The following is a 20,743-nucleotide window of genomic DNA, read 5'->3' as shown; positions in this document are numbered from 1 at the left end:
GGGCGGTCGGGCGAGTGCCCGGGCCGCCCCCCGGCTCACGTCAACTGGAGGGACGCGTCCGGGACGCCCGCCACATGGTGTGCTCCCGGCTCACGGCCTCCTCGGCGTCCGCGACCTCGCTCGCCCACGACGCCTCGTCCTGCACCAACTCCAACCGGCCGCGCACGATCGCGAGCTCGTTGGCCGCGAACGTGTAGGCGCGGGCGAGGGTGGACAGCTGGCGCAGGCTGATCCAGGCCGTGCCCGCCGCGATCACCGCCGCCACCACACCCGCCAGGTCGAACCGCACCGCGCCGACCGCCTTCGCCAACGCCGCGCAGATGCCGACCACCTCGATCGCCAGCAGCCCGGCCCGCCACCACCCGGCCAGCCGTTCGTTGCGCGCCGCCTTGGCCGTGTACCAACGCTGCTGGTCGGCGATGCGCGCCTCCAGGTACGCGGCCTTGCGCTCGGCCAGCGGCGCGGCGCGCAGCAGCCGCATCCCCTCCGTGACGACCGGCCGCTGCGACGGTTTGATGCTCGTCGCCGGCGCGTCCTCCAGCAGCTCGTGCATCTGCTGGATGAGCCGGTGCTCGGTCGCCCCCTCGCCGCCGACCTTGTCGAACGGCACACCGCCCACGCTGAACTTCCACGCCAGGCTCTTCGCCGACTCGGCCAGCGCCCGCCCGTCGTACCAGCGGTCCTCGGGGCGCGCGGCCTTCAGGTTCAGCTCGGTGACCATCACCGCGGCCAGCGCGATCGCCGTGCCGATCGCGGCCACGTCGACCCGGCCCAGGATGAACGGCACCGCGCCGGTCGCGGCGGCGGTCACCGCGAGCAGCAGCCGCAGCCGCACCGCCCGGACGTAGCGGCGCTGGCCGTCCAGCGACGCGCTGTCCGCGGCCTCGAACAGCCCCGGCAGGTCGTCGTCCCCCAGACCCCTCGCGGTCATCACTCCCCTTCCCGGCGTAACACCTGTTCGACGTGGGCCCGCAGGTCGGCGTAGCCGAGCACGGTGGTCAACGGCGAGGTGGCGATCGCGGTGGACCGCTCGTCCGCGCCCTGGGCGATGGCGTCCGCAGTGCGCCCGCTGCCCCGCAGCACGACCAGCGGCCGGTCGCGGTCCAGGCTGTGCTCGGCGTCGTCGAAGGTGATCAAGCCGCCGTTGGCCAGCACGGTCAACGACGGCCGCGACCCGGCGACCACGTCCGCCACGTCGGCCAGCCACGGCGACTCGTCACCCCACGTGCCACCGGGCACCAGCACCAGGTGGGTGTGGTTCGGCTCGAACACGCCCACGTCCACCGCGACCTCGGCGGCCACCCCGATCAGCGGGAACGCCCCGCCCGCCGCCGCCCGCGCCCGGCCCGCCGCCCGCATCACGCCGACGTCCGTGCCACCGTCGACCACCACCGCGCCGCACTCGTCCAGCAACGGCACCAAGTCGCGCAGCGCCCCCGCCAACGCGTCCAGGTCCGTTCGCTCCATCCCGTCCGCGCCGCCGACCAGCACCAGCACCGGCCGGCCGAGCGGCAGGCCCGCCCCGCTCAGCTGCACCTTCGACGTGACCCGCACCATGTCCACGATCGGCGACCGTACCGGCGCGTCGCCCATGCCACCGCGTTTCCGCGCACGTGGCACCCGGAAGTCCGATCGTGAGATCCGCGCGGTCGAACGGGTCCGTTCGTCGTAGGCCCGGTGTGGAGCGCGGCGGTCGGGTCGGTGGCGATCGCGACGACGGCGTGTCGTGGTGTCAAGGTCCTACAACTCCAGGTCGGTGAGCACGAGGACCCGCTGTTCGGTGAGGTCCTCCATGGCCGCGCGCACCCCCTCGCGGCCGGTGCCCGACTCCTTGATGCCGCCGTAGGGCATCTGGTCGGCGCGGAAGCTCGGCACGTCGCCCACGATCACCCCGCCGACGGACAGGCGCTTGGCCGCGCGGAACGCCACCCGGACGTCGTGGGTGAACACGCCCGCCTGCAAGCCGAATCGCGACGCGTTGACCCGGTCGAACGCATCCTCCACCGACGGCGTCGAGTCGAGCACCACGACCGGGCCGAACACCTCCTCGTCCACCACCTTGCACCCCGGCGGCACGTCGGCCAGCACGGTCGGCTCGTAGGTCGCGCCCGCCCGCCGCCCGCCGGTCAGCACCCGTGCGCCCGCGGCCACGGCCTCGGCCACCCACGCCTCGACCCGCCGCGCCGCGGCCTCGTTGATCAGCGGGCCGACGTCGGTGGCCGGGTCGGTCGGGTCGCCCGTGCCGAGCTCGCGCACGTGCGACACCACGGCCTCGGCCAACGCCGGGTACACGTCCTCGTGGACGTACACGCGCTGCACCGAGATGCACGACTGCCCGCCCTGGTACATCGAGAACGTGGCGATCCGCCGCGCCGCCCGGTCGAGGTCCGTCCAATCCGGACAGACGATGGCCGCCGCGTTGCCGCCGAGCTCCAGCACCACGTGCTTGCGCGGCACCCGGTCCAGGATCGAGTAGCCCACCGGGCCGGAGCCGGTGAACGACACCACCGGCAGCCGGGGGTCCTCGGCCAGGGCCCCGGCCACCTCGTTGGGCACCGGCAGCACCGACCACGACCCGGCGGGCAACCCGGTCTCCGCCAGCAGTTCGCCGAGCAGCAGCGCGACCAGGGGCGTCGTCGGCGCCGGCTTGACCACGATCGGCGCGCCCACCGCCAGCGCGGGCGCGACCTTGTGCGCCACCAGGTTCAACGGGAAGTTGAACGGCGCGATGCCCAGCACCGGGCCGCGCGGCGCGCGCCGCACCAGCGCGAGCCTGCCGTCCGCCGCCGGGTCGGTGTCCAGCCGCTGCAACTCGCCGGAGAACCGGCGCGCCTCCTCGGCGGCCCAGCGGAACGTCGACACCGCGCGGTTCACCTCGATCCGCGACCACTTCACCGGCTTGCCCGACTCGGCGGTGATCAGCGCGGCCACCTCGTCCGCGCGCTCGGCGAGCCGTCGCGACACGTGGTCCAGCGCCGCCGCCCTGGCGTGCGCGGGCAGGTCGGCGAAGTCGCCGGCCACGGCGTGCGCGGCGGCGACGGCCCGTTCGACGTCCTCGGCGGTCGCGTTGGACGTCACGCCCGCCACCGCGCCGTCGTGCGGCGTGCGGATCTCGACCGGGTCGTCGCTCGTCGCGGGCTGTCCCGCGACCCAGTACGGCGTCGTCGTCACTGGATGGGCTCCTTCAAGCACGTCCGGGCCTGCTCGGCCGGCGAGTTCGGCCGCCGCGACCGCGCCGTTCGGCGGGCTCGCGGAGCGGGTGCCTCCGGGTGAGCGGGTGTCTCCGGGCGCGGTCGGGGCCATGGCTCCAGCATCGACCGGTCGGGCGCCGGAGGACAGTGTCCGAGGTGGCCGGCAGCCGTGCTCGGGCTGTACACAGTGGCCATGGCGTTGACGGTTCGGGCGTTGGCCCGCGAGGTCGGGCTGGCCGTGCTCGTGGACAGCGGGCTGGACCGGGTGGTGGCGTGGGTGCACAGCACCGAGCTGGCCGACCCGACGCCGTTCCTGGAGGGCGGTGAGCTGCTGCTGACCACCGGCATCGCGCTCGGGCCGCACGAGGAGTACGTGCGGCGGTTGGTGGCGGCGGGCGCGGCGGGGCTCGGGTTCGGCACCGGGTTGAGCCACGACCGGGTGCCCGAGGACCTGGTCCAGGCCGCCCGGGACGTCGGCCTGGCGCTGCTGGAGGTGCCGCGGGACACGCCGTTCATCGCGATCACCAAAGCCGTGTCCCGGGCCGTGGCGGCGGACGAGTACGCGGCGCTGGCCCGCACCGGCGCGGCGCAGCGGGCGCTGACGCGGGCCGCGGTGACCGACGGGCCGCCGGGCGTGGTGCGGCGGCTGGCCCGGCTCATCGACGGCGCGGCGGCGTTGCTGGACCCGCACGGGTCGCCGGTGCACGCCGTGGGTTCGCTGCCCGACCTCGCCGGGCACGTGCGGCGGCTCGCGGCGGCCGGCGGACCGGCGGGCGCCGCGTGGCGGGCGGGGGAGCGGCACGTCGCGATGCAGGTGCTGGGGCGAGGCGGGTACCTGGCCGTCGCGGCCGGGCGGCCGTTGGACGCGGGCGTGGTCAACACCGCCGCGTCGCTGCTCACGGTGGCCCTGGCCCGGTCGGACGAGGTGGAGGCGGTGCGGCGGGAGCTGCGGGAGGCGCGGTTGCGGCTGGCGCTGGCCGGTGTCGCGGTGGACGGGGTGCCCGACGGGTCGTTCCGGGTCTTCGTGCTGCACGAGCGGGTCGAACCCGAGGGGTTCTGGGCGGAGCTGGACGGACGGGTGGTCGTGCTCGCCCAAGCCGTGGACGTGCCCGCCGCCGCGTCCAGCCCGGTCGACGCGACCGACGTCGCCCGCGGCTACCGGGAGGCGCTGCGGGCGTTGGAGGCGGGCGTGGCCACGTTCGAGGAAGTCGCGGGCGCCGGTCTGCTGGCGCCGGACGCCGCGCGGTTCGCCGCCACCCTGCTCGCGCCGCTGGACGACGTGCTGCGCGAGACGGTGCGGGTGTGGCTGGCGTGCCACGGCCAGGCCGACCCGGCCGCCACGCGGCTGAACGTGCACCGGCACACCGTGCGCAACCGCCTTCGACGGGTGGAGCAGCTGCTGGGGCGTTCGCTGGAATCCGCAGGTGTGCGCGCGGAACTCTGGCTGGCCCTGCACGCCTGACCGTACGCTGGGCGCACACCGCCACCGACCACTCCTTATTCCACAAGGGGGATCATTTGGCGCGCCTACGATTCACCGTCCACGCGGCCGGCGTCTTCACCGCCACCGCCGTGCTGCTCGCCGCCGTGTTCACCAGCCCGGCCAGTGCGTGCATCTGCAACCCCGGCAACGAGGCGTTGCGCTACCAGCAGGCCACCTACGTGTTCTCCGGTGAGGTGGTCGCCGAGAAGGTGGAGCAGTCCGTCTACCGGTACACCGTCGTGGTCGACACCGAGTACAAGGGCGACGTGCCGCGCCGGGTCTACGTGCTGACGCAGCGCAACAACTCCTGCGGCCTCACGCTGCGCGTGGGCACCGAGTACCTGGTGTTCGCGAAGGGCGACGTGGCCGACCGCCGGGTGGAGACCGACCAGTGCAGCGGCATCCGGCTCGCCGCGGGCGGCCCGCCGGTGACCACCTCCCCGGCCGGCACCCCCACCACCATCCCGACCACGACGCCCTGCGCGACCGCCACCCCGTGACGGTCGACGCCCTGACCCCGAAGGGGATTCCCTTGGCACGTTTCCGTTTCCTGGCCCACGCGGCCGGTGTCGTCACCGTCACCGCCGCCCTGCTCACCGCCGTGTTCACCAACCCCGCCAGCGCGTGCAGCTGCCTGCCGAGCACGGAGGGCGAGCGCTTCCAGCGGGCGACCCACGTGTTCTCGGGGGTCGTGCTGAGCGAGTCGGTGGAGGCGGGCGACCCGACGTCGCCCTACGACGACAAGTACCGGTACGCCGTGGCCGTCCGCAAGGAGTACAAGGGCGACGTGCCGCGCCGGGTGGACGTCCTGACGTCCACCAGCGACGGGCTGTGCGGCATCAGGCTGTTCGTGGGCGTCGACTACGTCGTGTTCGCCCACGGCGACTCGGCCGACCGCCGGGTGGAGTCGCACTCGTGCAGCGGCACCCGACCGGCTTCGGGCGGCCCGCCGGTGACCACCGTGCCGTCTACCACCACCACGACCCCGCCGACGACAACCTGCGCGACCGCCACGGCCTAACGTGGCGCGATTTCGCCCGGCCGTGCGCCGGAGGTCACTCGGACGGGTGGTCTTCGGCGCGCAGTCGATTGCTCGCTCCCGTCGAGCGCGGCGTGCTCGTACTGTTCGTCCGGGTCGTGGTCGGATGTCCGACAGGTGTCCGACACGGCTTCGGGGAGCCGAACAGATCGGTGGTTTGTGACAGGCGCACTACGGGTAGGTGACCCCGAAACGGCAAAAGGGGTAACTGGTCGTGCCGTGCTACCGGTAGCTTCCGGCGTCCGGGCCGACGTCGTCGACACAGCGGAGGTTCAACCGGATGTGGGACGGTGAGCTGACCGGCGAGGTGGTCGACGGCAGGTACGCCCTGGGCAGCCTGTACGGCTCGGGCGGCATGGCCGAGGTGTACCGCGCGCTGGACACCCGTCTCGACCGGAAGGTCGCGATCAAGTTCTTCCAGGGCGAGGCCTCCGGCGAGGACCGGATCCGGCTCGACCGCGAGGCGGAGGTGCTGGGCGCGCTGCGCTGCCCCGGCCTGGTCGAGGTGTACGGCACCGGCAGCTTCCGCGGCCGTCCCTACTTCGTGATGCAGCCGGTCGAGGGCGGCACGCTGCGCCGCCGGATGCGCGGCGCGATGTCGCCCGAGGTGGTGGCCGCGATCGGGTCGCAGGTCGCCGGCGTGCTGGCCCACGTGCACGCCAACGACGTGGTGCACCGGGACGTGAAGCCGTCGAACATCCTGCTCGACGCGACCGGTCGCCGCGCGTACCTGGCCGACTTCGGGCTGGCACTCCAGGCGCAGGTCACCCGGGTCACCCGGTCGGGGGTCCTGGTCGGCACGGCCGGTTACCTCGCGCCCGAGCAGGTGCGCGGCGCCGACGTGCTGCCCGCCGCCGACGTCTACGCGCTGGGCCTGGTGCTGCTGGAGTGCCTGACCGGGCGGCCCGAGTACCCCGGCGGCGACACGGAGGCGGCGCTGTCGCGGCTGCACCGGGAGCCGCGCATCCCGACCGGCCTGCCCGACCCGTGGACCGAGGTGCTGACCGCGATGACCGCGTCGAGCCCGGCCCGGCGGCCGTCGGCGGCCGAGTGCGAGCGGTTGCTCGCGCGGGCGCAGCGGGCGAGCGCGGGGCTGCCGCCGCTGGTCGAGGCCGCGGTGATGGACCGGCCGGTGGAGGCCGAGCCGGAGGCAGGCAAGCCGGTGGAGAAGTCGGACAACCGGCTGCTGCTGTTCGGCGCGGCCGCGGCGGCCGGGGTGTTGACGGTGGTGGGTTTCCTGGCGATGGGCAACCCGTTCACGCCGGACTCCGGTGACCGGTCCGGTCGGCCGACCACGAGCACGGTGCCGGGCCGGGTCGCCGAGCAGGCGCCGGACCCGGGTGCGGCCGTGTCGGTCGACCCGTCGGTCTCGACGGTGACCGTGGTGGAGGGCGCGCCCGTGCGGCAGACGCGGGACGGCGCGGGCGGTCGTGACGACGCCGAGGACGATGACGACCGGGCGGACGACGCCACCCCGACCACGACCGTCCCGAAAACGACCGCCACGACCACCACGACCCGGCGCGAGACACCGGCCAACGCACCGGTCGTGATCGCACCCGACCCCGCGCCACCGACGGACGTCGGCCCGCCCTCGAAGCAACGCGGCGGTTCGTCCGGCAGGGGCTGACCGGACCGGCGGCGCGGTCGGGAAAGGCCTGGTCAGCGCAGGGCCGGGAGCAGTTCGCCCTTGGCGAACTCCAGGAACTCCGGCTGGTGGTCGCCGCCGATCTGCACCAGCGCCAGGTCGGTGAAGCCAGCCTCGCGGAACTTCGCCACCGCCTCCACCACCGGTCCGACGTCCGGGCCGCACGGGATCCGGGCGGCCACGTCCTCCGGCCGCACGAACTGCGTGGCGCCGGCGAACCCGGCCGTCCCGGGCAGCTCCGAGTTGACCTTCCACCCACCCGCGAACCAGCGGAACTGCTCGTGCGCCCGCTCGACCGCCGCGTCCCGGTCCAGGTCCCAGCAGATCGGCAGCTGGCCGATCTTGCGCGACCGCCCGCCCTGGAACACGTCCCACTCCTGGCTCAGCGACGCGTCCGGCTCGGTCGCCACCATCGCGTCGGCCAGGGGCGCGAACGTGCGCACCGACTGCCCGCCGGACACGGCGACCGCGATCGGCACGCGCTGCTCGGGCAGGTCCCACAGCTTGGCCGAGTCGACCCTGAAGTGCTGGCCCGAGTAGTTGACGTACCCGCCGTCGAACAGCTGGGAGATGATCTCCACCGCCTCGCGCAGCAACTCGTGCCGCACGTTCACCGGCGGCCAGCCGCGCCCGACCACGTGCTCGTTCAGGTTCTCGCCCGCGCCGATGCCCAACGTGAACCGGTTGCCCGACAGCAGCTGCACGGTCGCCGCCTTCTGCGCCACCACCGCCGGGTGGTACCGCACGGTCGGGCACGTCACGTACGTCATCAGCTCGACCCGGTCGGTCGCCTGCGTCACGGCGCCGAGCACGCTCCACGCGTAGGGGGCGTGGCCCTGCTCGTCCAGCCACGGCGAGTAGTGGTCGCTCATGACCTCGAAGTCGAACCCGGCCTGCTCGGCCTGGGCGGCGTGCTCGACCAACTCGCGCGGGCCGGCCTGCTCGGTCATCAAGGTGTAGCCGATCCGCACGCTTCCTCCTACGCCATGGGCAGGTCGGTCAGGTCCGCCCGCAACCCGTCGAGCTCCTCGTAGACTGCCGACGCGCCGGCCTCGCGCAACTCGGCTTCGCCGAAACCACCCGTGAGTAGGCAAACCGAGGGCAGCCCGGCCCGGCGCGCGGCCTCGCAGTCCCACACCGAGTCGCCGATGACCACGGCCCGGCCGCCGCCGTCGACGCGCCGCAACGCCACCTCGATCAGGTCCGGCGCGGGCTTGCTGTCCTCCACGTCGTCCGCCGACGTCGACGTGATGCCGGGGGTGTCGATCAGCTTCAGGTAGTGGTCCACGTGGTGGCGCTTGCCCGAACTCGCCAGCACCACGGTGAAGTTCTGCTCCAGCGCCGAGCCGACCAGGCGGTGCGCGCCCTCCAGCGGCCTGACCTCGGCGAGCATCGGCTCGAACGCCGCCTCCCACGCCTTGCGCAGGTCGTCGCCGTGCTCCCGCTCCACGTGCTCGCCCGCGACCGCGGCGACGAGCTTGTCGCCGCCCATCCCGATGGCCCGGTGCAGCCGCCAGGTCGGCACGGTGATGTCGAAGCGTCGGAACGCGCGGAACCAGGCCACCGCGTGGTGGTAGTTGGTGTCCACCAGCGTCCCGTCGACGTCGAGCACGAGCGTGTTGGTCATGGGGCCTGGTTAACCCGACCGCACCACCCGCAAACCGGCGGACCTCGCGAACCGCGCCAGCGCCCGGTCCAGGTCGGGGTGCTGCCCGGCGGTGGCGCCGAGCGGCCACACCACCAGCCAACCGTCGTCGCCGAACGGCCGGATCCGGGCTCTCGCCCGCAGGCGCAGGCCGAAGGTCTCCTCGTTGATGCGCCGGATCTCCACCCGACCCACCTCGCGGGCGGTGAACTCGCGCGAGTAGCCGCGCCACGTCACCACCAGCCGGTCCGGCTCGACCCGCAGCCGGTTGGGCCGCCACGGCGCACCCCGCACCACCCAGTGCAGGACCAGTGCGCACACGCCGAGGACGGCCGCGGCCGCCCAGGCCGGGATCATCGTCGGGTACAGCACGGCGAACGCGATGACCGCCGCCGGCAGCCCGAAGAACATCACGATCCTGGTCGGCGGCAGGATGTTCGCCTGCCGGAACACCACCGCGCCGGTCCGGACGGGCACGGTGGTCAACAGCCGTTGCGGCGCGGGTCCCACCGTGGCCAGCCGCTCCCGCAACCGGACGTGCCGGAACTGGTAGACGCCGCCGACCCGGCGCAGCACGCCGACCCGGTGCGCCTCCCGCAGGAACGCCATGGCCGACCACGGCAGGCGACCGGCCAGCACCAGCCCCACCCTGGTCAGGACCCACCGGCCGGACGCGCTGGTCAGCAGCACCAGCGCACCGGCACCCGCCCACGCCCCCACCCCGAACAGCACGCCCAGCAGCACCTGCACCGCGACCGGCCGGTCCGCGTGCAGGGTCGGCACGTACATCAGCGAGCCCACCTGCGGCGCGACCAGCAGGAGCACGGCCCACACCGCCTTGCGGTCGCCGCGCAGGAGGTCGTCCGGGTCGACCGCGCGGTCCGCGTCGACCGGCGACATCAGCGTCGACTTGGCGAAGCCGAGCAGCAGGGCCAGGGGCAGCAGGAGCCAGCCCGAGTGGTCGCCGATGGACGCCAGTGACGTGCCGTACAGCGCCGAGGCGGCCACCCACCCGCCGGTGGCCAGCACTGCCCGCCCCGGTCGGTGCCGGGCCTGCTCGGCCAGCGCCCGGAGCCGTCGGCGCACCGCCAGCCGACCCGGTCGGCCGGTCGGCGGCCGGCCACCGGGCGTGACCTCGCCCGAGGTCATCTCCACCAGCAGCCAGATGGTCACACCCATCGGGAAACCCAGGCCGGACAGCATCCCGCCGAGCCGTCCGGGATCGTCCATCCCGCGGCTGACCCACCACCACGACGCCACGACCGACGCGCCGACCAGCGAGGCCAGCGCGAGGTACACGACCCGGGCGGGGCGCGCCAGGCTCAGCCGCCACCAGGCGATGTCCTGCTCGCGGCGCGCGGTCAGGTGGTCGGCGAGGAACCCCAGGTACCGGGTGGCCTGGCCGACGTCCCACCGGCCGCGGTGCTCCTCGTCGAAGGCGGCCGGGATGAGCCCGTCGAGCAGGTGCTCCGCCACGGCCGCGCGGTCGGGCAGGCGGGTCAGCTCGGCGGGGTCGGTGGCGGGGGAGCGGTACACGCGACGCGCCAGCCACACCATCAGCGGCGTGGACAGCGCGACGGCCAGGTCGCCGTCCGGTTCGGCCGCCATCGCGTCCAGGACGGGCCGCCAGGCCGGTAATCGGGCCGGGGTGACGGCCGTGCGCAGGTGCGCGACGACGGCGGACGCGGTGAGCGGCACGGCGCGCAGCACCGCCGCCGACCGCAGCACCTCGCCGTCGGCGACGGCCGCCGCGTACTCCGCGGCGCGGGACGTGACGATCACCTCGCCCAGGCCCTTGGTCAACGCCGCCAGGGCACGGCCCCGCACCGGCGCGGGCAGTTCGTCCAGCCCGTCCAGCACCGGCAGCACCCGCCGGTCGCGCACCAGGCGTTCGACCGCGGCCCGGCCGTGCGTCACGTGCAGACCGGGGTACTCCTCGTTGATCCGGCGCAGCAACCACTCGGCGGGTCGCTCGCGGACCGGGTCCCACGACGCGACCGACAGCAGCACCGGCACCGTCTGCCGCTCGCGCAGGTCCACCAGCAGCTGCTGCACCAGCAGCATCGCGAACGTGGTCTTGCCCGAACCGGGCTCGCCGAGCACCACCAGCCTGCCGCGGGGCAGCGCGCGGAACGCCCCGGCCAGGCGCGCCAGGTCGTCGCCCTCCGGCACCTCGCCACCGATGTTCGCCGGGTGGTCGGCGTGCTCGCGGCCGGCTCGCCACACCACCGGCAGCGGCGCGGGGTCGAACAGGTCGCGGGCGGCGGACTCGTCGCGCCACTGCGCCAGCACCAGCCCGGCCAGCTCGGCCGCCGCGAGGTCGACCGGCTCGGCCGCGGGCGGCAGGTGGACGTGCACGTCGCCGTGCACGTCCCTGGCCTGCAACACGAACGACGCGGTGCCGTCGAAGCTGTTGTGCATGAGCGGGATTGTGCCGGGCGGGTGATCAGCCGACGTACACGCGGATCGCCGTGCCGTCCTGGTGCGCGTGCACGCGCACCAGGTCGCACAGCAGGTTCACCAGCATCACGCCGTACCCGCCACGCCCGTGCGCGCCGGGGTTGCGCCTGCCCAGCATGGGATTCGCGAGCCGGCCCGCGTCACGCACCTCGCACACCACCGCATCGCCCTCGCGCCACAGCAGCAGCGTGCCGGAACCGCCACCGTGCACCACGCTGTTGGTGGTGAGCTCGTTGACCGCCAGCACCAGGTCCTCCACCTGGTCGGCGGTCAGGCCCACCTCGGTGGCGAACCCGGCGACCAACCGCCGGCCGGCGCCCAGGCCGTCGAGGTCGAACCGGCGGGTCAGCGCGTCCGGCGGCGGCGCGGGCAGCGGCCGGTTGAACTCCTCCGCGATCAGGAACGGCTCGCGGTAGCCGACGCTGGGCCTGCGCCGCAGCCCTTCGACCACGATCGGGTGCGTGGTCTCCGCGTCCCGCACCGCGGTCGTCGTGAGGTTGGTCGTGTCGTACGGGCACAGGATCCAGGCCGGTCGGTCCTCGAACGCGGTGTTGATCAGCGCCTCGTGCTGCACGCACGCCGGGTACTCCAGCTCCGTGCGCTCCGGCCAGATCGGCTCGCCGATGATCCGCACCCGGCCGGTGGTGGCGACGTTGTCGGTGAACGCGGTCAGCACACCGGGGATGATGCGGCCCGGGTTGCGGCCGGCCCGCCTCATGTCCAGGAACTCGACCTGCTCGGCCTGCCCGCCCAGCGCGCGCCGCAGCAGGTCGATGCCCCGTTGCGGCACGGCCACCAGAACCGGCTCGCCCGCCGCGAGACCGTCCCGCACGAACGGCACCGTGCCCGCGAGGTACTGCTCGTCGTCGCGGTACAGCAGTGCCTCGTGCACGAAATCGACCACCGGGAGGCCCTCCGAACGGTGTACTGGCGGGGAGGCTACCTGTCCAGTATCGCTCTCAAACACCGTTACGGACGAGCCTGCGCAGGCAGACGCGGGTCTCCGGGGCCAGACCGCGGGCGGCCTCGGCCGCGACGATCGCCGTGAGACCCGGCGACAGGTCCGTCACCTCGTGGAACCCGAGGCGCCGGTAGTAGGGGCCGTTCCACGGTATGTCGCGGAACGTGGTCAAGGTCAACGCGGTCAGACCGCGGGTCGCGGCCCAGCGCTCGACGTGGTCGAGCAGCGCGGCGCCGATGCCGCGCCGGGCGTGGTCCGGGTGCACGCTGAGCTGCTCCACGTGCGCCGCGCCGTCGACCACCTCGACCGCGACCCACGCCACCGGGTGCGGGTCGGCCGCCACCCAGACGTGCAGGTGTTCCAGGGTGCTCAGCGGCATCGGGTCGTCGTCGGCGATCTCGGGCATCCCGAAGTCGCGGAACGGCTCACCGGAGGCGCGTTCGATCGGGGGGAGCGACGGCAGCTCGTCCGTTCGGGCGGGGCGGAGTTCCACCGGCCCATGATCAGCCGGCGGTGAGGTTGCGCTCAACCTCGTTCGCCAGCGCTTCGAGCAGGCGGGCCGGCAGCTGGTCGTCGGGGCAGTCGTCCACCCGGAGCTCGGCGACGCTGCCCGCCGCACCCGCCAGCGAGACCCGCAACCGGCCCCGGCAGCCGTGGTCGGCCAGCGGTTCCCACGTCAGGAGCAGCTGGTCGTAGTCGGCGGCCAGGCTCACCTGGTGCGGCTCGTCGTGCGCGCGCAGGATCAGCACGTCGTCCGAACGGCCGATCACCTGGTACGGCCGGGGCAGCCAGGAGGCCAGCCGGACGGGGTCGGCGGCGGCGTTGAACACCAGGTCGGGCAGGGCGGGGACATCTCGTCTGGCGTGGATGGTCACGGGGTCACGGTTACCCCGTTCGACCAGGCGCACACGGGGTAACCAGCGACCATGACCGCAGCAGAGGGAACCGCGCCGGAGCAATCAGTGGACGAGCCGGTCGACCCGGACGAGGTCGCCGAGGAAGCGCCGATCGACCCGACCCCGCAGGAGGTCGACGAGTACCGCGCGCTGATCGGCGACGAGGTGCCCGAGCGCGACGACGGCGGGCCGGAGATCCCCGAGTTCTGAACCGGCGCGCCGACGCCGGACCACGGCCTGGCCGGGTACACGACCCGACCAGGCCGAGGCCCACGACTCGGCCGGGCGGGGGTTCAGGACCCGGACGGCGCCGAGCCCGGTTCCGTCATCGCGCGCATCGCCCGCGCCTTCACCGGGTCGGGCAGCACGCGGCCGGCGACCGCCTGCGCCTTGTTGCGCAGCGACCCGGCCACCACGTGGTCGTCGCCGTCCATCAGCGCCGCGAACCCGGCCCGCGCGACGTCCGCCGGGTCGTCCTTCGGCCCGGTGGCGACCTTCGTGCCGGTCATGCCCGCCCGGCGGAAGAAGTCGGTGTCGGTCGGACCGGGCATCAACGCCGTCACGGTGACCCCGCTGTCGCGCAGCTCCTCCCGCAGCGCCTGGGAGAACGACGCCACGAACGCCTTCGACGCCGCGTACACCGAGTGGAACGGTCCGGGCGCGGTCGCCGCCACCGACGAGGTGAACAGGACCCGGCCGGCACCGCGTTCCACCATCGCGGGCACCAGCCGCTTCGCCAGGTGCACCGCCGAGCCGATGTTGAGGTCGACCACCCGCAGGTGGGCGCGCAGGTCGCTGTCGTCCACGAAGTCGCCGCCGATGCCCACGCCGGCGTTGACCGCCAACGCGTCCACCGGTCGTCCGACCTCCTCGACCACCGCGACCAGGTCTTCGTTGCCCTCGAACGTGGCCAGGTCGGCCCGCACCGGGTCGACCCGCGCGCCACCGGCGGCCAACTCACGTGCCACGTCGTGCACCACGTCGTTCTCCGCCGCCACCACCAGGTCGAACCCGTGCTCGACGAACACCTTCGCCAGCTCCAGCCCGATCCCGCTGGAGGCGCCGGTCACCACCGCCAACGGCCTCTCGGAAGCACTCATGGCGGTGAACTACCCGGAGTCGGATCACCCAATCCGGTTTCGCCCGGCGCACCGTTGGGCATTCCCTCCGGTACCTCTCACTCGTGAATGGTGGTGACGCATGTCCGGAAGACCCCGTCAGGTCGGTGTGCTGGACGTCGGCTGCTTCAGCGCACACCTCGTCGTGGTTTCGGGCTCACCGCTACACCCCGTCCTCTCGCACAAGACCCGCCTGCGGCTGGACCGGGCGCTGGACTCGCACAACCGATTGCGCCGCGAAGGCGTCGAACAGGTCGTGACCGCCGTCCAGACCGCGCACCGGGCCGCCGAACGGGCCGGCGTCTCCGGCGTCGTACCGTTCGCCACCTCCGTCATCCGCGACGCCGCCAACGCGAGCGAGGTGATCGCCGAGGTCACCCGCCGCACCGGCACGAAGCTGCGCGTGCTGCCGGGCAAGGAGGAGGCCCGCCTGGCCTACCGGGCCGCGCGGCACTGGTTCGGCTGGCACGTCGGCGCGCTGCTGGTCCTCGACGTCGGCGGCGGCACGGTGGAACTCGCGGCCGGTGAGGACGTGGAGCCGTCGTTGACGCGCTCGCTGCCGTTCGGCGCCCGCACGATGACCCGGCGGCTCGCGCTTGACGGGGCCCTGCCGCGCGACCACCGGGGCCTGGCCCGCGCGCAGGTGCCGGTGCACGACCGGGTGCGGGCCGCGTTGGACGGCGTGTCCGTCGCCGACCACCGGGCCGTCGGCTGCTCGAAGGTGTTCCAGCAGCTCGCGCGGCTGGCCGGGGCACGTCCGCAGCACGAGGGGCCGTTCGTGCCGCGCACCCTGCGGCTGGCCGACCTGCGCGGCTGGATACCCCGGCTGGCCCGGATGCCCGCGCCCCGGCGCGCCCGGTTGCCCGGCATCTCCCGGCACCGCGCGGCGCAGTCGTTGGCGGGCGCGTTGGTGGCGGAGGCGCTGATGGTGGCCACCGGTCACGACGAGGTGGAGATATGCCCGTGGTCGACGAGGGAGGGGTTGCTGCTCTCGCTGATCGGGACGGGCGATGACGACGAGTACTGCCGGGTGGCGTGAAGGGGTCGGGATGCTGGCGCTGTCGGTCGAGGCTCACCGGACGGGGTGCGCGGTGGTCGTGGCGACCGGGGAGTTGGACCTGGCGGGCGCGCGGCGGGTGCTGGACCGGATGGACCGCCTGGTGAGCGAGGGACGCGACCGGATCGTGCTCGACATGGCCGGGGTGGCGTTCTGCGGCGCGCAGGCGATGAGCGCGTTGGTCCGCACCAGGGCGAGGGCCCAGCGGTCGGGTGGTTGGCTGCGGCTGGCCGCCGTGCCGCCGCACGTGCGGCGGGTGTTCGAGCGCACCGACCTGGACCGGCTGTTCCCGCGCTACCCGGACGTGACGTCGGCGGCGACCGGGCGCGTGGTGCCCGGCGGGGACGGGCGTGGGGGTGCCGGTGCGGTCGGGCGGGTGGTTCCCGGTGTGGACGGGCGTGGTGGCGCGGGTGCGGATGGGCGCGGCGGTCCGGGTGCGGTCGGGCGGGTGGTTCCCGGTGCGGATGGGCGTGGTGGCGCGGGTGTGGACGGGCATGCCGGATCGGGTGGTGCCGGGCCGGCCGCGGCCGGTCGTGACGGTCAGGTCGTTTCGGGTGGTGATCGCGGGGTAGTCGAGCGGGAACCACCGTCACAGGCGAGGTGATCCGCATGAGTGCGACCACGCGGTTGCCGCACCCGGTCCGCGCGGCGGCGATGGCGGTCGCGGTCGTGTTCCTCGTGGTCGGCGTGCTCGGGTTCGTGCCGGGCATCACCACCCACGTCGACCGGATGACGTTCGCCGGGCCCGGGTCCGGCGCGCACCTGCTCGGCGTGTTCCACGTGTCCGTGCTGCACAACCTGGTGCACCTGCTGTTCGGCGCGATCGGCCTGGCGATGGCGCGCACCGCGTCGGCCGGGCGGGCGTTCCTGATCGGCGGCGGCGCGGTGTACCTGGTGCTGTGGCTCTACGGACTGGTCGTGGACAAGGCGGGCACGGCGAACTTCGTGCCGGTCAACGACGCCGACGACTGGCTGCACCTCGGCTTGGGCCTCGGCATGGTCGCGCTCGGCCTAGCGCTGAAGGGAAACCCCCATGCTCGCAGTGCCTGACGTCGTCGAGCCCGCGTTCCGGGTGCTGGCCGGCGCTCGCGACGCCAAGGCATTCCACCCGCGCGGCCGGTGGTTCGAGGGCGTCGTGACCGCGACGTTCGACCCCGCGCTGCCGCTGCCGGTCGGCGTGACGGAGGTGGTCGGTCGGCTGTCCAAGGGCGTGGGCACGCCGGGCGGGCTGCCCGACGTGCTGGGGCTGGCGTTCCGGCTGCCGGGACCGTGGGACGTGCTGCTGTCCACCTCCTTCGCCCGCGTGCTGCCCAGGCCGGCGCGGCGGTGGACCAGTGCCCGGTACGGCACCATCAGCCCGTTCCGCTGGCGGGGCCGGCTGGTGTGGCTGGCCGCCGTCCCCGATGCCTGCCGGGTCGGCTCGGCGGCGCTGGACGACCTGCCCGCCGAACTGGGTTTCACGCTGGAGGTCGGCGGCCCGTGGCGGCCCGTCGGCAGGCTCGTCGTCCGGCCGCTGGACGTCGACCGCGACCTGCCCGCGTTCGACCCCGTCCGGAACCGGCCGCCGGGCCTCGACCTGGCTCCCGCCGCGCTCGCCCGGGCCCGCGAGCGCGCCTACCGGGGCAGTCGACGCGGCCGATCGCCCGATCCGGTGACTGCTCCGGACGCATGATCGTGCGTTGCTCCGGGTAGTCGAAGGTCATGACGAGTCCGTCGGGGTCCGGAGCCCACCGTCCTCCTGGTTTGTCCAGCCCTGTTCGCCGCTACCCGGATCGTTGGACGTCCCTCGTCGCCGGAGGGTGGGTCCACGTGGCCGCCTGTTCTGACGAAACTCCTGCTGGGCGGTCCAGTGGAACGGAGAACGACCGATGCGACACGATCGCTCGACCCGGCGACGGGTCGTCATCGCCTGCCTGGCGACGGCAGGCCTGCTGCTGGCCGGGGTCGAACCCGGCCGCGGCGCCGGGCGACCAGGCGAGGGCGGGATCCTCGGCGCCGACCGGGAGGGCGCGGTGGCGGGCAGCTACATCGTCGCGCTGCGGGAGTCCCACGTCGACATGCAGGAGACGCCCGCCGTGGCGGAGTCGCTGGTCGCCACCTACGGCGGTGAGGTCAAGCTGACCTACACCACCGTGCTGCGCGGCTTCTCCGCCGCCATGTCCGAGGACCAGGCGCGGGAGTTGGCCGCCGACCCGGCGGTGGAGTACGTCGAGCAGGACGGCATCGCGCACGCCACCGGCATCGCGCACGCCACTGGCACCGGTACCCAGGAGAACCCGCCCTGGGGCCTGGACCGGGTCGACCAGAAGAACCTGCCGCTGGACAAGAAGTACACCGCCAAGGGCACCGGCGCGGGCGTCACCGCGTACGTGATCGACACGGGCATCCACAAGGTGCACACCGACTTCGGCGGCCGGGCCGTCGACGGGCACGACTTCATCGACGGCGACGCCGAGGCGCAGGACTGCCACGGCCACGGCACGCACGTCGCGGGCACCATCGGCGCCACCACCTACGGCGTGGCCAAGGGCGTGAAGCTGGTCGGCGTCCGGGTGCTCAACTGCCAGGGTTCCGGCCAGTGGTCGCAGATCGTCGGCGGCCTGGACTGGGTCGCGCAGCACGCGGCCAAGCCCGCGGTCGCCAACATGAGCCTCGGCGGCTCGGCCAACACGTCGGTGGACAACGCGGTCAAGAAGACCGTCGCGGCCGGCGTCACCGTCGCCGTGGCCTCCGGCAACGACAACCGCGACGCGTGCAACACCTCGCCGGCGCGCACCCGCGAGGCGATCACGGCCAACGCGACCGACGACGCGGACAACCGGGCCTCGTTCTCCAACTTCGGTTCCTGCACCGACATCTTCGCGCCCGGCCAGAACATCACCTCGGCCTGGAACAACGGCGCGGAGCGCACCATCAGCGGCACGTCGATGGCGTCGCCGCACGTGGCGGGCGCGGCGGCGCTGTTCCTGGGCGCCGCGGCGGCGGCGTCCCCGGCCGACGTGGCCAAGGCCCTGACCGACAACGCCACCGCCGGCGCGGTCAAGAACTCGGGGCCGGGCTCGCCGAACAAGCTGCTGTACACCGGGTTCATCGGCGGCGACAAGCCGAACCCGCCGACCTGCGCCGGTGGCTCGAATGCCGAGGACGTGGCCATCCCGGACGCCGGCGAGGCCGTCACGTCCGACATCGTGGTCGCCGACTGCGAGGGCAAGGGCGTCGCGGCGACCGCCGTGAAGGTGGACATCGTGCACCCGTACGTGGCCGACCTGGCGGTGGACCTGATCGGACCGAGCGGCGCGGTGTTCGCGCTGCGGCCCGCGGGCACCAGCAAGGACGCCGACGGCATCCACGAGACCTTCAAGGTCGACACGTCGGCGGAGAACAAGAACGGCACGTGGAAGTTGCGGGTGAAGGACGTCTACACCTACGACACCGGCAACATCGACGCCTGGTCCATCGCCTTCTAGGGCACGAGGGCCAACCGGCCGAGAGGGTGCGGGCGGGACCGGATCCGGTCCCGCCCGCCCGTCGTCACGCCAGCGGACGTCGTCCGGCGAAGCCGAGGTCCGTGCGGTGGTACCAGTCCAGGCCCTCGTCGCCTTCGAGCCAGCACAGCAGCACGGGCACGCCGTCGAGTTCGGCCGGGAAGTCGACCAGCAGGGGAGCGAAGCCCTTCAGCTCGGCGCCGGTCTCCTGCACCGCGGTCATCAGCTCGTCGAGCCGGGCCTGGGCCGCCTTGAGCTCCGGCAGCCCGCCGAGGTCGGTCGGCCCGCCGCCGTTGAGCGAGGCGGCCAGCTCGGCGGCGTCGGCCCGGATCGCGACGATCTCCGTGAGCACGGGCAGCAGCCCGGCCAGCTCTTCCCGCGCCTCGGGCACGCTGAACAATGCCACCCCTGGTCCGCCGTGATCCGCCTTACCCGACCAGGTTACCCGCCGCCGTCCGAGGCGACGTGCCGCTGCCGGGCAGGTGGGTCGGGGCCGCCTGGGCGGTCGTCAGGCGGCCCCGGGTCACCTCAGCGCAGCGGCGGTGAGGCGAGCTTGGCCAGTTCCAGGGCCTGCTCGGGCCACCAGCGGCCGGCGGCCGGGCCACCTTGGCACTCGCCGTCCGACTCGCCCGGGCGCTTGATCCACAGGAACGCGTCCACCAGCGGGATGCCGGTGTTCGCCGTGGGGCGGGCGCCCAGACCGCGGCCGGGCGGGTTGCACCAGTCGGTCTCACCCTCGCCCGGCGTGTAGTGACCGCGGCCGTTGCGGCTGGTGTCGAGCACGAAGTGGGTCATCTTCGACTTGCGCACCGGCATCGCGTCCAGCTCCTCGTCGGCCGGGCAGCTGGTCGCACCTTCCTCCGTGCGCAGGTAGATGCACTTGGACACACGCGTGCCGTACTGGACGAGGTCCTCGGTGAAGCGGTAGTTCGAGGTGTTGAGCGCGAACCCGTCCGCCCGCGTGACACCGCCCCGGAGCAGGCGGTTGACGATGCCCAGCTGCTGTCGCGGCTCGCCGTAGCCCGCGTCGTAGTCGTTGAGCGCCTGCCACGCCGAGTGCCCGGCGTCCAGGTAGACGCGGGTGTGCTTGCCGCGCTTGAGCGCGTCCACGGCGTGGTTGATCTCGCGGAACCGCTGCGGCACCAGCTCCTCGTCCGGCCCGATGGTGCACCACGGCTCGCTGGTCAGCAGGGCCAGGCCGTCCGGCTCGACCACCACGACGGCCTTCTCGTCACCGATGCCGGCGGCGAAGGCGTCGATCCACTCCTTGTACTCCTGCTCGCTGCGCGCGCCGCCGGCGGACCACTGCGAGCAGTCCCGGTAGGGCACGAAGTACGCCACGAGCACCGGCACCTGGTGCTTGGCCCGCGCGGCCCGCACGACGTTGCGCACGTTCTCGCGCACCTGCTCGGCGCCCGCCGTGGTGAACCAGATCGCGGTCGGCTGGGCGGCCAAGCCCCTCATCAGCTCGGCGTCCGCGACCCGGCCCTCGGCCTGCCACCGCGCGGCCTGCCGCGCGGCGTTGCCGTCCGGTTCGACGTAGAACGACGTGCCCTTGGGCAGGTGGGGCGGTCCTGCGGCCGTCACGATCCCCTCCGCTCCGGCGCCACTCGCGCCGATCAACGCGCACACCGCGGTCGCCGCCAGGGTCAGCCCGACGCGCCGTCGTCCCGTTCCGCTGCTCACTCGTCTGCTCCTCACGGAACGCTGCCTGGGAGCGCTCCCAACCGGCCGCAAGCATGCGTGTTCATGAGCTGCAT

The 20,743-nt window shown here is 73.8% G+C and carries 22 protein-coding genes; 10 read left to right on the top strand and 12 right to left on the bottom strand.

Going from position 1 to position 20,743, the window contains the following annotated elements; genetic code table 11:
• Positions 1 to 40: 40 nt before the first annotated feature.
• From ACYVLT_RS27030 to ACYVLT_RS27020, 3 genes are all read right to left on the bottom strand, one after another.
• Positions 41 to 931 (bottom strand): DUF4231 domain-containing protein, encoded by an 891-nt coding sequence (locus tag ACYVLT_RS27030; RefSeq protein WP_461123020.1) that lies wholly within the window; start codon positions 929 to 931, stop codon positions 41 to 43.
• Complete coding sequence (locus tag ACYVLT_RS27025; RefSeq protein WP_461123059.1) at positions 931 to 1,557, bottom strand: hypothetical protein; 627 nt, start codon at positions 1,555 to 1,557, stop codon at positions 931 to 933. Before ACYVLT_RS27025 ends, ACYVLT_RS27030 begins: the two co-directional genes overlap by 1 nt.
• Positions 1,558 to 1,740: 183 nt before the next feature.
• Positions 1,741 to 3,171: an aldehyde dehydrogenase family protein gene (locus tag ACYVLT_RS27020; RefSeq protein ID WP_461123019.1), complete on the bottom strand. Its 1,431-nt coding sequence runs from the start codon at positions 3,169 to 3,171 to the stop codon at positions 1,741 to 1,743.
• Positions 3,172 to 3,384: 213 nt separating this feature from the next.
• Here ACYVLT_RS27020 and ACYVLT_RS27015 point away from each other — a divergent pair, with 213 nt between their 5' ends.
• The 4 genes from ACYVLT_RS27015 (at position 3,385) to ACYVLT_RS27000 (ending at position 7,343) form a co-directional block, all read left to right on the top strand.
• Positions 3,385 to 4,653, top strand: coding sequence for a PucR family transcriptional regulator (locus ACYVLT_RS27015; protein WP_461123018.1), 1,269 nt, complete (start codon positions 3,385 to 3,387; stop codon positions 4,651 to 4,653).
• 56 nt (positions 4,654 to 4,709) lie between these two features.
• Entirely contained in the window at positions 4,710 to 5,174 is a 465-nt protein-coding gene (locus tag ACYVLT_RS27010) for a hypothetical protein (protein WP_461123017.1), read from the top strand.
• Positions 5,175 to 5,206: 32 nt separating this feature from the next.
• The gene (locus ACYVLT_RS27005) at positions 5,207 to 5,695 is read left to right on the top strand and encodes a hypothetical protein (protein ID WP_461123016.1); all 489 of its coding nucleotides are present in this window, start codon (positions 5,207 to 5,209) and stop codon (positions 5,693 to 5,695) included.
• Between the two features lie 298 nt (positions 5,696 to 5,993).
• Positions 5,994 to 7,343 carry a serine/threonine-protein kinase gene (locus tag ACYVLT_RS27000; RefSeq protein WP_461123015.1) on the top strand — a complete coding sequence of 450 codons (1,350 nt, stop codon included), beginning with the start codon at positions 5,994 to 5,996 and terminating at the stop codon, positions 7,341 to 7,343.
• Between the two features lie 32 nt (positions 7,344 to 7,375).
• Here ACYVLT_RS27000 and ACYVLT_RS26995 read toward each other — a convergent pair whose 3' ends face one another.
• Genes ACYVLT_RS26995 through ACYVLT_RS26970 form a run of 6 tightly spaced genes read right to left on the bottom strand, consistent with a single transcriptional unit; the run spans position 7,376 to position 13,302 of the window.
• Entirely contained in the window at positions 7,376 to 8,332 is a 957-nt protein-coding gene (locus ACYVLT_RS26995) for an LLM class F420-dependent oxidoreductase (RefSeq protein ID WP_461123014.1), read from the bottom strand.
• Positions 8,333 to 8,340: 8 nt separating this feature from the next.
• On the bottom strand, positions 8,341 to 8,988 hold the full coding sequence (locus ACYVLT_RS26990; RefSeq protein WP_461123013.1) for an HAD family hydrolase: 648 nt from the start codon (positions 8,986 to 8,988) through the stop codon (positions 8,341 to 8,343).
• A 9-nt stretch (positions 8,989 to 8,997) separates the two neighbouring features.
• Positions 8,998 to 11,427: an NACHT domain-containing protein gene (locus tag ACYVLT_RS26985; RefSeq protein WP_461123012.1), complete on the bottom strand. Its 2,430-nt coding sequence runs from the start codon at positions 11,425 to 11,427 to the stop codon at positions 8,998 to 9,000.
• Between the two features lie 25 nt (positions 11,428 to 11,452).
• Positions 11,453 to 12,370 carry an anti-sigma factor RsbA family regulatory protein gene (locus ACYVLT_RS26980; protein ID WP_461123011.1) on the bottom strand — a complete coding sequence of 306 codons (918 nt, stop codon included), beginning with the start codon at positions 12,368 to 12,370 and terminating at the stop codon, positions 11,453 to 11,455.
• 55 nt (positions 12,371 to 12,425) lie between these two features.
• On the bottom strand, positions 12,426 to 12,920 hold the full coding sequence (locus tag ACYVLT_RS26975; protein WP_461123010.1) for a GNAT family N-acetyltransferase: 495 nt from the start codon (positions 12,918 to 12,920) through the stop codon (positions 12,426 to 12,428).
• A gap of 10 nt (positions 12,921 to 12,930) precedes the next feature.
• Positions 12,931 to 13,302, bottom strand: a complete 372-nt coding sequence (locus ACYVLT_RS26970; protein ID WP_461123009.1) for a hypothetical protein — start codon at positions 13,300 to 13,302, stop codon at positions 12,931 to 12,933.
• Between the two features lie 51 nt (positions 13,303 to 13,353).
• On the opposite strand from ACYVLT_RS26970, the gene ACYVLT_RS26965 reads away from it, so the two are divergent.
• Complete coding sequence (locus ACYVLT_RS26965; RefSeq protein WP_461123008.1) at positions 13,354 to 13,533, top strand: hypothetical protein; 180 nt, start codon at positions 13,354 to 13,356, stop codon at positions 13,531 to 13,533.
• Between the two features lie 83 nt (positions 13,534 to 13,616).
• On the opposite strand, the gene ACYVLT_RS26960 is transcribed toward ACYVLT_RS26965, so the two are convergent.
• On the bottom strand, positions 13,617 to 14,423 hold the full coding sequence (locus ACYVLT_RS26960; protein WP_461123007.1) for an SDR family NAD(P)-dependent oxidoreductase: 807 nt from the start codon (positions 14,421 to 14,423) through the stop codon (positions 13,617 to 13,619).
• Positions 14,424 to 14,523: 100 nt separating this feature from the next.
• Here ACYVLT_RS26960 and ACYVLT_RS26955 point away from each other — a divergent pair, with 100 nt between their 5' ends.
• The 5 genes from ACYVLT_RS26955 to ACYVLT_RS26935 all read left to right on the top strand — a co-directional run bounded on the left by ACYVLT_RS26955 (position 14,524) and on the right by ACYVLT_RS26935 (position 18,965).
• A complete protein-coding gene (locus tag ACYVLT_RS26955) occupies positions 14,524 to 15,480 on the top strand; it encodes a Ppx/GppA phosphatase family protein (RefSeq protein WP_461123006.1) in 957 nt (318 codons plus the stop codon).
• A complete protein-coding gene (locus ACYVLT_RS26950) occupies positions 15,452 to 16,102 on the top strand; it encodes an STAS domain-containing protein (RefSeq protein WP_461123005.1) in 651 nt (216 codons plus the stop codon). Before ACYVLT_RS26955 ends, ACYVLT_RS26950 begins: the two co-directional genes overlap by 29 nt.
• A 5-nt stretch (positions 16,103 to 16,107) precedes the next feature.
• Positions 16,108 to 16,548, top strand: a complete 441-nt coding sequence (locus ACYVLT_RS26945; protein ID WP_461123004.1) for a DUF4383 domain-containing protein — start codon at positions 16,108 to 16,110, stop codon at positions 16,546 to 16,548.
• On the top strand, positions 16,532 to 17,170 hold the full coding sequence (locus ACYVLT_RS26940; RefSeq protein WP_461123003.1) for a hypothetical protein: 639 nt from the start codon (positions 16,532 to 16,534) through the stop codon (positions 17,168 to 17,170). The genes ACYVLT_RS26945 and ACYVLT_RS26940 overlap by 17 nt, the downstream gene beginning before the upstream one ends.
• A gap of 196 nt (positions 17,171 to 17,366) precedes the next feature.
• A complete protein-coding gene (locus ACYVLT_RS26935) occupies positions 17,367 to 18,965 on the top strand; it encodes a S8 family peptidase (protein ID WP_461123002.1) in 1,599 nt (532 codons plus the stop codon).
• A 64-nt stretch (positions 18,966 to 19,029) separates the two neighbouring features.
• On the opposite strand, the gene ACYVLT_RS26930 is transcribed toward ACYVLT_RS26935, so the two are convergent.
• Both ACYVLT_RS26930 and ACYVLT_RS26925 read right to left on the bottom strand, forming a co-directional pair.
• Positions 19,030 to 19,389, bottom strand: coding sequence for a DUF2203 family protein (locus ACYVLT_RS26930; RefSeq protein ID WP_461123001.1), 360 nt, complete (start codon positions 19,387 to 19,389; stop codon positions 19,030 to 19,032).
• A gap of 122 nt (positions 19,390 to 19,511) precedes the next feature.
• Complete coding sequence (locus tag ACYVLT_RS26925; protein WP_461123000.1) at positions 19,512 to 20,669, bottom strand: glycoside hydrolase family 6 protein; 1,158 nt, start codon at positions 20,667 to 20,669, stop codon at positions 19,512 to 19,514.
• Positions 20,670 to 20,743 lie beyond the last annotated feature (74 nt).

It is taken from the genome of Saccharothrix stipae, assembly GCF_054781895.1.
This window is presented reverse-complemented; position numbering and strand designations above follow the sequence as displayed.